Annotated in this window: 13 protein-coding genes; 10 read left to right on the top strand and 3 right to left on the bottom strand. The window is 61.7% G+C overall.

All coding sequences use genetic code 11. The features are described 5' to 3' along the window. Window position 1 precedes the first annotated feature (1 nt). The 4 genes from rnr (at window position 2) to AC1DUY_RS29265 (ending at window position 3,962) form a co-directional block, all read left to right on the top strand. Window positions 2–2,398: a ribonuclease R gene (rnr, locus tag AC1DUY_RS29250; protein WP_478118866.1), complete on the top strand. Its 2,397-nt coding sequence runs from the start codon at window positions 2–4 to the stop codon at window positions 2,396–2,398. 4 nt (window positions 2,399–2,402) lie between these two features. Further along, entirely contained in the window at window positions 2,403–2,825 is a 423-nt protein-coding gene (locus AC1DUY_RS29255; protein ID WP_089263757.1) for a DUF983 domain-containing protein, read from the top strand. Window positions 2,826–2,879: 54 nt separating this feature from the next. Beyond that, window positions 2,880–3,617 (top strand): NUDIX hydrolase, encoded by a 738-nt coding sequence (locus AC1DUY_RS29260; protein WP_184517759.1) that lies wholly within the window; start codon window positions 2,880–2,882, stop codon window positions 3,615–3,617. Window positions 3,618–3,734: 117 nt separating this feature from the next. Next, complete coding sequence (locus AC1DUY_RS29265) at window positions 3,735–3,962, top strand: hypothetical protein (protein ID WP_092144352.1); 228 nt, start codon at window positions 3,735–3,737, stop codon at window positions 3,960–3,962. A gap of 51 nt (window positions 3,963–4,013) precedes the next feature. Here AC1DUY_RS29265 and AC1DUY_RS29270 read toward each other — a convergent pair whose 3' ends face one another. Next, window positions 4,014–4,751 (bottom strand): SDR family oxidoreductase, encoded by a 738-nt coding sequence (locus AC1DUY_RS29270; protein ID WP_089264610.1) that lies wholly within the window; start codon window positions 4,749–4,751, stop codon window positions 4,014–4,016. A gap of 117 nt (window positions 4,752–4,868) precedes the next feature. Between AC1DUY_RS29270 and AC1DUY_RS29275 the strand changes: the two genes are divergently transcribed. The 4 genes from AC1DUY_RS29275 to AC1DUY_RS29290 all read left to right on the top strand — a co-directional run bounded on the left by AC1DUY_RS29275 (window position 4,869) and on the right by AC1DUY_RS29290 (window position 8,650). Then, window positions 4,869–5,783, top strand: coding sequence for a LysR family transcriptional regulator (locus tag AC1DUY_RS29275; RefSeq protein ID WP_478118869.1), 915 nt, complete (start codon window positions 4,869–4,871; stop codon window positions 5,781–5,783). 211 nt (window positions 5,784–5,994) lie between these two features. Next, window positions 5,995–7,320 carry an LLM class flavin-dependent oxidoreductase gene (locus tag AC1DUY_RS29280; RefSeq protein ID WP_478118892.1) on the top strand — a complete coding sequence of 442 codons (1,326 nt, stop codon included), beginning with the start codon at window positions 5,995–5,997 and terminating at the stop codon, window positions 7,318–7,320. Window positions 7,321–7,446: 126 nt separating this feature from the next. Continuing rightward, window positions 7,447–7,614, top strand: a complete 168-nt coding sequence (rpmG, locus tag AC1DUY_RS29285; RefSeq protein ID WP_068732385.1) for a 50S ribosomal protein L33 — start codon at window positions 7,447–7,449, stop codon at window positions 7,612–7,614. 262 nt (window positions 7,615–7,876) lie between these two features. Continuing rightward, entirely contained in the window at window positions 7,877–8,650 is a 774-nt protein-coding gene (locus AC1DUY_RS29290; protein ID WP_439064175.1) for a hypothetical protein, read from the top strand. A gap of 7 nt (window positions 8,651–8,657) precedes the next feature. Here the strand turns inward: AC1DUY_RS29290 and AC1DUY_RS29295 are convergent, their stop codons facing one another. Together AC1DUY_RS29295 and AC1DUY_RS29300 are read right to left on the bottom strand one after the other, a co-directional pair. After that, window positions 8,658–10,031 carry a PleD family two-component system response regulator gene (locus AC1DUY_RS29295; protein WP_089263751.1) on the bottom strand — a complete coding sequence of 458 codons (1,374 nt, stop codon included), beginning with the start codon at window positions 10,029–10,031 and terminating at the stop codon, window positions 8,658–8,660. A 10-nt stretch (window positions 10,032–10,041) separates the two neighbouring features. Beyond that, window positions 10,042–10,407, bottom strand: a complete 366-nt coding sequence (locus AC1DUY_RS29300; protein WP_068732379.1) for a response regulator — start codon at window positions 10,405–10,407, stop codon at window positions 10,042–10,044. A gap of 222 nt (window positions 10,408–10,629) precedes the next feature. Here AC1DUY_RS29300 and AC1DUY_RS29305 point away from each other — a divergent pair, with 222 nt between their 5' ends. Together AC1DUY_RS29305 and AC1DUY_RS29310 are read left to right on the top strand one after the other, a co-directional pair. Beyond that, entirely contained in the window at window positions 10,630–10,923 is a 294-nt protein-coding gene (locus tag AC1DUY_RS29305) for a DUF3572 domain-containing protein (protein WP_092144364.1), read from the top strand. Then, complete coding sequence (locus AC1DUY_RS29310) at window positions 10,920–12,215, top strand: DNA polymerase IV (protein WP_309945264.1); 1,296 nt, start codon at window positions 10,920–10,922, stop codon at window positions 12,213–12,215. The genes AC1DUY_RS29305 and AC1DUY_RS29310 overlap by 4 nt, the downstream gene beginning before the upstream one ends. Window positions 12,216–12,304: the final 89 nt, after the last annotated feature.

The following is a 12,304-nucleotide window of genomic DNA, read 5'->3' on the forward strand; positions in this document are numbered from 1 at the left end:
TGTGAACAAGAAACGTGACAGCAGCTTTCCAACCAGGGATGCCATCGTCGCGTTCGTTCGCGCGTATCCCGGCAAGATCGGCACCCGCGAGATCGCGCGTGAATTCGGACTGAAGAACGCCGCCCGTGTCGAGCTCAAGCGCATACTGCGCGAACTCGCCGACGAAGGCGCCATCGCCAAAAAGGGCCGCAGCGTGCGCGAGCCCGCAGCGCTGCCACCCACCGTGCTCGTCGACATCACCTCCAGGGATGCCGATGGCGAGTTGATCGCCACGCCCGTCGAATGGGACGAGGCAGACGGCGTCGTACCGAAAATTCGCATTCATACGCCGCGCCGTCCCCTGCCCGGCACCGCGGCAGGTGTTGGTGACCGCGCATTGTTGCGCATCGAGAAGATCGAGAACGATGGCGAATTAGCCAGCTATCAGGGCCGCGTCGTTCGGGTGCTCGAAGGTGCCCGCACGCGCCTGCTCGGCATATATCGCGCGCTGCCGAATGGCGGCGGACGATTGATCCCGGTCGACAAGAAACAGGCCGGGCGCGAACTCAACATCGCGGCATCCGATGCCAACGGCGCCGAGGATGGCGATCTCGTCAGTGTGGATCTCATTCGCACGCGTGGCTATGGCCTCGGCTCCGGCAAGGTGAAGGAACGGCTCGGTTCGCTCTCCTCCGAGAAAGCGGTCAGCCTGATCGCGATCCACTCGCACGATATCCCGCAGGCGTTCTCCCGCGATGCGCTGAAGGAAGCGGAAGCCGCGCAGCCTGCGACATTGCAGGGGCGTGAAGACTGGCGCGACGTGCCGCTGGTCACCATCGATCCACCAGACGCCAAGGATCATGACGACGCCGTCTATGCCGAACTCGATCCCGATCCGCACAATGCAGGTGGATACATCGTCACCGTCGCCATCGCCGATGTCGCTTTCTATGTGCGTCCCGGCTCTGCGCTGGATCGCGACGCACTGATCCGTGGCAACTCCGTCTATTTCCCCGACCGCGTCGTGCCGATGCTGCCGGAGCGCATCTCCAACGACCTGTGTTCGCTGGTGCCGGGCGAACCGCGCGGCGCCCTCGCCGTGCGCATGGTGATATCAGTCGATGGCCGCAAGAAGTCGCACACGTTCCATCGCATCCTGATGCGCTCGGCGGCCAAGCTGAATTACGCACAGGCGCAGGCCGCCATCGATGGCCATCCCGACGATACTACCGGCCCGTTGCTCGAACCGATCCTGAAGCCGCTCTATGCGGCCTATGCGCAGGTCAAGCTCGCGCGCGACGAACGCGATCCGCTCGACCTCGATATCCCCGAGCGAAAAATCCTGCTGAAGAAGGACGGTATCGTCGATCGCGTCATCGTACCGGAGCGGCTCGACGCGCATAAGCTCATCGAAGAGTTCATGATCCTGGCCAACGTCGCCGCAGCCGAAACGCTTGAAAAGAAGGCTCTGCCGCTTATCTATCGGGTACATGATGAGCCTTCGGTGGAGAAGGTTCACAACCTGCAGGAATTCCTCAAGACCCTCGACATGCCGTTCGCCAAAGCGGGCGCATTGCGGCCATCGGTATTCAACCGGGTGCTGTCACAGGTCAAAGGTCAGGATTCCGAACCGCTGGTGAATGAAGTGGTTTTGCGCTCGCAAGYCCAGGCGGAATATGCCGCCGAGAATTACGGACATTTCGGTCTGAACCTGCGCCGCTACGCGCATTTTACTTCGCCTATCAGGCGATACGCAGATCTGATCGTGCATCGCGCACTGATCCGTGCGCTCGGGCTTGGCGAAGGCGCACTGCCCGAGACCGAAACCGTGGAAACGCTGAGCGAAATCTCGGCGCAGATTTCGGCCACCGAACGCCGGGCCATGAAGGCCGAGCGCGAGACGTCCGACCGGCTGATCGCGCACTTTTTGGCCGACAAGATCGGCGCCACCTTCCGGGGCCGGATCTCCGGTGTCACCAGGGCTGGACTCTTTGTCCGATTGACCGAGACCGGCGCCGATGGCCTGATCCCGATCCGCACGTTGGGCACCGAATACTTCAACTATGACGAAGCTCGCCACGCCCTCGTCGGTACACGCAGTGGTGCCATGCATCGGTTGGGCGACGTCGTCGATGTCCGTCTGGTCGAGGCAGCCCCCGTTGCAGGTGCCTTGCGGTTCGAAATGCTCTCCGAGGGCAATACCGCCCCACGGAACCGCCGACGCGAACATGCCCGCAGCAATGACGCTGCAGACCGGCCGCGTCATCCGGGTGCCAAGCCTTCTGGTGCGACGAAGTTCAAATCGTCGAAGAAGCTCAAGGCGCCCAAGAAGGCCAAACCCGGTCGCAACGCGCGGCAGGCGGCCAAAGCTGACAAGGCTCGCGCCGGTGGTAACCCCGGCAAGCCGAAAAAGGGGTAACGTCATGATGACATTGACCACACCGAAGATCTGGAGCGCGACGCTGGATTCCTCCGCCAAACGCAATGTGTGGACCGCGATGAAGCGCGGCTTCGCCTGCCGCTGCCCGAACTGCGGCGAAGGCAAGATGTTTCGCGCCTTCCTGAAGACCGCCGATCACTGCGACAAGTGCGGACAGGATTTCTCTGCACACCGCGCCGATGATCTTCCCGCCTATCTCGTGATCGTCATCGTCGGTCACATCGTCGTGCCGATCGCATTGTGGATCGAGACCAACTACTCGCCATCGGTCGCGCTGCAACTTGCGATCTACCTGCCGATCACGCTGATCGCGTCGCTGTTGCTGCTGCAACCGGTCAAGGGCGCCGTGGTGGGATTGCAGTGGGCATTCCGCATGCATGGATTTGGCGACGGCCCGGCTGACTGATACGTTCTCCGTCCCCTTGAACAGCACGTAATAAGAAGAATTTCAGGAGACGGAATGAGCGACGCAGTCGAGATCGGCAAGGAAGCCGACCACCATCCCTATAAGCGTCCGCGCGACGCTGCGACCCTGATGCTGGTCGATCGCTCTGGCCCGATTCCGAAAGTGCTTGTGGGCAAGCGTCACGACAAGGTCGTGTTCATGCCAGGCAAGTTCGTGTTCCCCGGCGGCAGTGTCGACACCACGGACAACAAGATTCCGGTGGCTGCACCTTTGCCGCCGGAGCTTGAAGCCAACCTGATGAAAGGCAGCCCGAAGACGCCGCCGTCGCGCGCGCGTTCGCTCGCTGTCGCCGCGATCCGCGAAGCCTGCGAAGAAACCGGCCTCTGCCTCGGCCGCAAGGTTGATGGCGCGACCAGGAAGCTCCCCGGCGTATGGGAGGCTTTTAGCGATGCAGGTCTCCTGCCCGATCCCTCAGGCCTGTTTCTGATTGCGCGCGCCATCACACCACCCGGCCGTATCAAGCGCTTCGATACACGTTTCTTCACAGCGGATGCATCGTCGATCGCGCATCGCGTCGAGGGCGTCGTGCATGCCGATGCCGAATTGGTGGAACTGGTCTGGGTCGAACTCGGCTCCGCACATCTCGCCGACGCGCACGCAATGACGAAGAACGTGCTCAATCAATTGCAGCAGCGTCTCGCCACCGGCCCGCTCCGTCACGACGCGCCGCTGCCCTTCTTCCATTGGTACAGCGGCAAGATGCAACTCGACATGCTGCCCAGCGAAAGCTGAGTTAATCAAGTAACGGGTCTCGCTTTTCGATCTATTCTAATTCTAACTGTTTCCGTAGTGGGATAACTGGTGAGGCACGGTAAGCTACCGTTGTCTTGCTCACAGGAATTCCCAGTTATGGGACAGATGAATTGGACGCCGCAGGTCGAGTCTTCGACATTTACGCGCGCGTCACTGGAATATCGCCGCAAGGCGTCGGCACTCAGCCAGCGCGCCAGCGTGGAAGCTGACCCACGCAAAATTCGTGCATTGCTACAACTCGCCATCTCGTGGATTCAGGTTGCTGAAAACGAAGAGCTGATGGCGAGCGAGTATCGCGCCAGCGCACACATGCACAGTTTCTGACACGAGAAGACGCCGCATCCGCGGCGCCTTCCTGCTCTGCCAAGCCCATCGTCAGATCTGAGCGAGACCACCGTCGACGAACAATTCTGCGCCGGCGACGAAGCTGGAATCGTCCGATGCCAGGAACAGAACCGCCTTCGCGACTTCGTCCGCGGTACCGAGACGGCCGAGCGGCACGATGGTCTTGAGGTAGCCCTTCACATCGTCATTGGCGAAGACGTCGAGGCCGGGGGTCTGGATCGGTCCGGGGCTGACGACATTCACGCGAATTTTGCGCGCCTTGAGGTCCGAGGTCCAGCTGCGCGCGAACGAGCGGATCGCTGCCTTGGTGGCGTTGTAGACGCTGAAGGACTCCATGCCCTTCGATCCCGACACCGAGCCGGTGAGAACCACCGAGGCGCCGTCGGAGAGCAGCGGCAATGCCTGCTGCACCGTGAACAAAACGCCCTTCACATTGATGTCGAACATCTTGTCATAGACGTCTTCGGTGATCTGGCCGAACGCGCTCAATTCATAGCCGCCGGCATTGGCGAACAGCACGTCGATCTTGCCCTTGGCAGCCTTCACCGTATCGAACAAATGCGCGAGATCGGCGAGCTTGGCAGCGTCCGCCTGTACGCCGACGGCCTTCGGTCCGAGCTGCTTCACGGCGGCATCGAGCTCGGCCTGGCGGCGGCCGGTGATGAACACGGTGGCGCCTTCGTCGATAAAACGCTGCGCGGCGGCCAGACCGATGCCGGCGCTGCCACCGGTGACGACTGCGATTTTGCCTTCGAGTTTACGGGTCATGATGCTCTCCATTTGATCTGGGGCGGCGCCATCGCCGTCCGACATGGAGAACATCGTCCATTCGCCCGTTGGCGGTTATGGGCTTGTTCGGATATTATTTATCCGTATTTTGGATGAATGACCGATACAGTCGCCCTTTTCCAGGCTTTCATCCGCGTCGTCGAAGCGGGCTCATTCACCCGTGTGGCTGAGGAGCAGAATTCCAGCCAGCCGACCGTCAGCCGCCAGGTGGCAACGCTGGAAGACCATCTCGGCACCCGGTTGTTCACCCGCACCACGCGCAAGCTGACGCTCACCGATGACGGCCGCAGCTTCTACGAACGCGCCAAACTGGCGCTGGAAGCCGTTGCCGAGGCCGAGGGTGCCGTGGGACGCCGCCGGGCCAGACCATCAGGCACGTTGCAACTGGCCCTCCCGGTGGTGTTCGGACGGCTGCGGGTGATCCCCCATCTGAAGGGCTTTCTGGCGCGTTACCCCGACGTCAGTGTCGACCTCGTGATGAGTGACGGCTTCAGCGATCTGGTCGAGGACGGCATCGATCTCGCGATCCGCTCCGGCGTCGTGACCGACCCGAATCTGATCGCCCGAAAGATCGGCGTGACGCGCCGCATCCTGGTGGCGTCGCCGTCCTATCTGCGCGGCAAGACGCTGCCCGCGCATCCGAACGATCTCATCGGGCATGGTTGCATCCCCTATACGCGCTTCACCGGCGGCGTGACCTGGCGCTTCGAAAGTCCGGACGGCCCGATCGCTATCGAAGCCACGGGACCGGTGCGCACCCAGAGTTCGGAAGGTATTCGCGAAGCCGTGATGTCCGGCCTCGGTATCGGGTTTGTGCCGATCTGGCATTTCAGGGATGAGATCGAGACCGGTCGTCTCATTGTGTTGCTCGAAGCTTTCGAACCGAAACCGGTGCCGATCAGCGCGGTCTATCCCTCGCGCCGCTTCGTGCCGCAAAAGACCCGCGCCATGATCGACTACCTGGAAACGCAATTCGCGATGGACCCAACGCTGAATCCGAAGAAGGGGTGAGCTCCGTCCTCATGGTGAGGAGGCGCTACTTTAGCGCCATCTCGAACCATGAGCTCCCGTCTCCATCCTTCGAGACGCGGCGAAGACGCCGCTCCTCAGGATGAGGTTCTGCGGATAATCCCGAAATCGCAATAATCTTCTCGTGAGCAGCATCTACCTGCGCGCGCTGGCGTCCCTATCTGTTCCCGACCAGCATCACGGGGAATTCCAGATGGCGAAGCGTCAGTTGAAGCTCGGGGCCTTCATGCGCCCGATCAGCATCCACACCGGCGCATGGCGCTATCCCGGCGCTCAGCCTGACGCCAACTTCAACTTTCCCTTCCTCAAACAGATGATCCGCAAGCTCGAGGCCGGCAAGTTCGACGCCTTCTTCATGGCCGATCATCTTGCCGTGCTGAATATGCCCGTCGAGGCGCTGAAGCGCAGCCACACGGTGACATCGTTCGAGCCGTTCACGCTGCTGTCAGCGCTGGCCGCCGTCACCGACAATATCGGCCTCGTCGCCACCGGCTCCACCACCTTTGACGCGCCCTATCACGTCGCCCGCCGCTTCGCCTCGCTGGACCATATCTCGGGCGGCCGCGCCGGCTGGAATATCGTCACCACATCCAATCCCGACGCAGCGCTGAACTTCGGCCTTGATGATCACATGGAGCATGCCGAGCGCTACAAGCGCGCGCGTGAATTCTATGACGTGGTCACCGGCCTGTGGGATTCCTTCGCTGATGACGCCTTCATCCGCGACGTCGAGAGCGGCATCTTCATGGACCCCGACAAGATGCATGTGCTCGATCACAAGGGCCCACATCTCTCGGTGCGCGGCCCACTGAACATCGCCAGGCCCGTGCAGGGCTGGCCGGTGATCGTGCAGGCCGGCGCATCCGAAGACGGTAAGCAGCTTGCCGCCGAAACCGCAGAAGCCGTGTTCACCGGCGGCGGCGCCATCGGCGATGCGCAGAAGCTCTATGCGGACATCAAGGGCCGCATGGAGAAGCTCGGCCGCAATCGCGATCATCTCAAGATCCTGCCCGGCGCCTTCGTGGTGGTCGGCGACAGCGTCGAGGAAGCTAAAGAGAAACGCGCGCTGCTCGACAGCAAGGTGCATTACGCCAATGCCATCGCCTCGCTTTCGATCAATCTCGGCACCGATGCTTCCGGCTTCGATCCCGATGGCCCACTGCCCGAGAGCCCGGAGACCAATGCCAGCAAGAGCGGCCGCGAGCGCGTCATCGCCCTCGCCCGGCGCGAGAACCTGACCGTGCGCCAGCTTGCCCAGCGCCTCGGCGGCTATGGCGGCTCCGCCTTCGTGGGCACGCCCCAGACCATCGCCGACGAGATGCAGGAATGGCTGGAAACCGAGGCCTCAGATGGCTTCAACATCATGTTCCCCTATCTGCCGGAGGGGCTGAACGACTTCGTCGACCGGGTGATCCCGGAACTCCAGAAGCGCGGGATTTTCCGCACGGAGTATGAAGGCCGGACGCTCCGCGAGAATTTGGGGCTACCGCGGCCCAAAAACCGCTTCTTTCCGGGTTAAGACCCGCAAATCCCCGGATTTACCGCCCCAGAAAACCTTGACTTTGGGGCGTTCGGGGCTAGGTTGCGCCCCAACACGGCCAGTTCTCTGGCTGTCACCCGATTCCCGACATTCAGAGGTTCTGCCATGGCCAAAGCGGTCACCATCAAGGTCAAGCTCGTTTCCACCGCGGACACCGGCTTCTACTACACCGCCAAGAAGAATTCGCGCACCATGACCGACAAGATGGTCAAGAAGAAGTACGATCCGGTCGCGCGCAAGCACGTCGAATTCAAGGAAGCCAAGATCAAGTAAGCGCTGATTACAGCTGCTGACGGATTTTGAACGGGGCCCTTATCGGGCCCCGTTTTCTTTTGACCTCTCCCGCGCAACGCGCGGGGCGAGGTTAAGTAAGAAGCCGAGCTCAATCGTTTCAATTTTAGCGATGCGTGCAGTATCGTGTTTACCCTGCCACAACTATGGCGGGCATGAAGCCTGCGATTGAAACGGTATTCACGTCATTTCGTGCGACAAGTCGGTATCATTCGACGCAATTGATTTGCATCGGGAGCGACCCTTGTCTTTTCGCGACACAGACACGACGGCTGGCCAGCTCACCTCCGCCGTGTCCATGGCAGGCATCGCCGTCCGCTACGCATTCTATTTCTTCGGAATGATCGTTTTCGGGATCATCGCCCTCGCCTTGATCTGGCAGTGGCACAACCGAACCCGCATCATCGATGACAAGCCCGCTTTCAGGATTGCAGACGGGAGTATCGCCAGACTTCCCGTGAGCACCGACATCGTTTCGCGCGCATCGAAGGCGCGGATCGACATCCTGCGCTATGGTACGCTGCAAAATCGCACGACGGACTTGGCGCTGGCGATCACATTCCCGAGCCGTGGCAGCGGAATGACGTCGCCGGGCATGGGTGTGCTGAGCAACGGCTTGCTCACTGATCTCAATTTCCGGACGCTCGCCGGGCATTTCGATCTCGAGACGCGCTACGGTCCCTACCATGCCGTTGAAATGCGCATCGAGGCCGATGGTCGCTGGAAACAGTGCCTAGCCTTCAGCTCACGCTTCGACACGAACGTGGTATTTGTCGCCGGCTGGACCTGCGATGCGACGGGCACCAAGCCCGGCGCCGATGCCCTTGCCTGCGCACTCGACAAGCTGGTGATCGACAAGGAATTGCCGACCAAGGAAGCCGACGCCTATCTGCGGGAACGCATGACACGGCCGGCGTTCTGTTCGTCCCGGCAGGTCTCACAGACCTTCGATACGGGATCGCGCCCGATCTCGCCGCCGTCCCGATGGTCGCAGCCGTCAGCGCGAACGCGGCTCTGATAGTAACTCAGGCGGCCGCAGCAACCACGCGGTTGCGGCCATCATGCTTGGCGCGATACAGCGCCACGTCGGCACGCTTGAGCACGTCGGCGACGGGCTCGCCTTTCTTCTCCAGCGTCGACAACCCGATCGAGATCGTGACCTCGATGCGCTTGTTGCCCTTGTCGATGGAGAACGGCTCGCCGGCGATCGAGCGGCGCAGACGTTCGGCGACCATGCTGGCCACATGCATGTCGGTTTCCGGCATGACGATGACGAATTCCTCGCCGCCGTAGCGACAGGCCAGATCGATGCCACGGATCGACTTGCGAATGCGCACGGCGAATTCGCGCAGCACGTCGTCACCGCAATCATGGCCATGATTGTCATTGATCGACTTGAAGAAGTCGATATCGAGCATCATCAGCGCCAGCGGCTTGCCGCGGGTGGCCGCCTGCTCTGCCAGCGTTTCCAGATGGCTTTCCATGTAGCGACGGTTGTGCAGTCCGGTGAGCCCGTCGGTGATCGCAGCTTCGATGGAGTGCTGAACGTTGTCGCGCAGATGATCGGTGTAACGGCGACGGCGGACCTGCGTGCGGGCGCGGGCCAGCAGCTCGTTCTTGTCCACCGGGCGCATCAGGTAGTCGTTGACGCCGATCTCGAGACCACGCAACAGCCGCGGATTGTTATCAGCATCAGCAATCGCGAGAATCGGAATCTGCCGCGTGCGCTCCAGCGAGCGCGCCTGGCTGCACAGCCGCAATCCGTCGTAATTCTCGAGGCTCAGCGAGACAATGAGCAGATCGTAATTGCCCTCGGCGGCATGAAACAGCGCCTCGGTCGGATTGGGTTCGACATCGACGGTGTGTTCGGCCGACAGGACAGGTGCCAGCCGCTCATAGGATGACGGACGATCGTCAACCAGCAGGATGCGTCCACCCACACCCAGATCAGACACGGCGCTGCGCTCAGGCGCCTGCACGCCGATTTCCAGCGAGGTGATGGCGCGCATGCGCAGCTCATCGGTCATCATCTTCAGACGCGTCAGCGAGCGCACGCGCGCCACCAGCACGGCATCGGCGACGGGCTTGGTAAGAAAGTCGTCGGCGCCGGCTTCCAGACCGCGCACGCGATCCGACGGTGAATCCAGCGCGGTGACCATCACCACCGGAATGAAATGCGTCTTCGGATTGGCTTTCAGGCGACGGCAGACTTCGAAGCCGTCCATGTCGGGCATCATGACGTCGAGCAGGATCAGATCGCATTCGGAACGCGCGCAGACTTCCAGCGCCTGTGCGCCGTTGGACGCGGTGATGACGTCGAAATACTCCGCCGAGAGACGGGCTTCCAGAAGCTTCACGTTGGCGGGGATGTCATCGACGACAAGAATACGCGCTGACATAGGGAACTCCCTAACCGATGAACCGACGCACGGTTTCGATAAATTTTCCGACCGAAATGGGCTTTGACAAATAGGCTTCGCAGCCGCCTTCGCGGATACGTTCTTCGTCGCCCTTCATGGCGAAGGCTGTGACGGCGACGACGGGGATCATGCTGATCGCAGGATCCTTCTTGATCCAGCCGGTCACTTCGAGACCGGAGACCTGCGGTAGCTGAATATCCATGAGGATGAGATCGGGGCGGAGCGAGCGGACAAGATCGAGCGCTTCATAGCCATTGCTCGTGCCGACAGTCTGATAGCCATGGGCTTCCAGCAGGTCACGGAAGAGCTTCATGTTGAGCTCGTTGTCCTCCACGATCAGGACGGTTTTTGCCATCCCGCCCTCCAATCCAGAACACGAGCGTTCTTGTTTCGCTGGGCATGATTGCCCTGCGTCACCGGCCAATGTGATGTTCGAAGCGAACTTCCAAATTCACTTCGGCCACCCCGCCGAAGTGCCCGTGTACCGCGCGTATCCCTGCAACTGGAATCGCCCCGGTGACTCGGGCATGATGACTTAAAATAGAGACGATAAGTTACGGAAAGGCAAACACGCGTGATGAAAAAACCCCAGCGCCACCCCAGCGAAGTTGCTGAAATCGTTGCGATTCAGGCGCTGTCCTTCGTTGCCGGCGACCCCGAGCGGCTGGGCCTGTTCCTGTCCGAGAGCGGAATCGGTCCGGAGACCCTCCGCTCGGCTGCAAAGGATCCACAGTTCCTCGTCAGCGTGCTCGATTTCGTGCTGCGCGACGACGAGACCGTGAAGGCGTTTTCGGCGTCGTCGCAACTGGACCCGACCACCATCGCCGCCGCACGGCAGGCGCTCGATCCCCGCGGGCAGGACTTTACGTGAGCCCCTCTCCGGCAGAGCTGAGCGGACCGCGCTGCTTCTGCCGGGATTGCCTTGTCGATCTGGATGCACGCGTCAAGCGCTGCACGTCATGCGGGTCGCCGCGCCTGGTGCGACACCACGCGCTGCCGTCCCTGACGCTGGCACATATCGACTGCGATGCGTTCTACGCCACCGTTGAGAAGCGCGACAATCCCGACATCGTCGATCGGCCCGTCATCATCGGCGGCGGCAAGCGCGGCGTGGTGTCCGCCGCCTGCTACATCGCGCGCACCTATGGCGTGCGCTCGGCGATGCCGATGTTCAAGGCGCTCGATCTCTGCCCCGACGCCGTCGTGGTGCGGCCCGACATGGCGAAATATGTCCGCGTCGGCCGCGAGGTCCGCCATGCCATGCAGGCGTTGACGCCACTGGTCGAACCATTGTCGATCGACGAAGCCTTTCTCGATCTCTCAGGCACGCAGCGCGTCCACGGCATGATCCCCGCCAAGGTGCTGGCGAAATTCGCGGCCGACATCGAACGAACTGTCGGCATCACGGTTTCGGTCGGCCTGTCGGTCAACAAATTCCTCGCCAAGATTGCCAGCGACCTCGACAAGCCGCGCGGCTTCGCCACGCTCGATCAGGAAGACGCTGTGGCCATGCTCGCGGATCGGCCCGTCAGCTTCATCTACGGCGTCGGCCCGGCGACCGCGGAGAAACTCTCGCAGCGCGGCTTTCGCAAGATCAGCGATCTACAGCGCGCCGATGAGACCGACCTGATGAAACAGTTCGGCGGCGAAGGCCGCAGGCTGTGGCGCCTCGCCCGCGGCATCGACGATCGCCTTGTCGTCGCCGATCGCGGCGCCAAGACGATTTCCAACGAAACGACGTTCAACGAGGACATCCGCGACTACGCCACGCTGGAAAAGATTCTGTGGCGACTGTCGGAGAAGGTTTCATCGCGTCTCAAGAGCAGCGAATTGTCCGGCACAACGGTGACGCTGAAACTCAAGACCGCGGATTTCCGCCAGCGCACCCGCTCGCAGTCGATCCAGTCGCCGACGCAGATGGCCGCGCGCATCTTCGATATCAGCCGCGAGATGCTGGCAAAGGAAATCGACGGCACCGCCTTCCGCCTGATCGGCACTGGTGTCAGCGCGCTCAAGCCCGGCAACGAGGCCGGCGACGACAACATGCTCGACCGCCGCTCGTCGCATGCCGAGCGGGCGATGGACGATCTCAGAAAGAAGTTCGGCAGCGCCGCGGTGATCCGCGGCATCGCCTATGACGGGCCCGAGAAGCCAAGGACATAATCCCCATAGGGATTGCGAACTTGTGATGTGCCCGGGCTTCCCACGCTGTGGTGGCCGTGAGATGGTCGAATATGGATCTTCGTCGGCTC

The sequence above is a fragment of the Tardiphaga sp. P4_G1 genome (assembly GCF_056401215.1).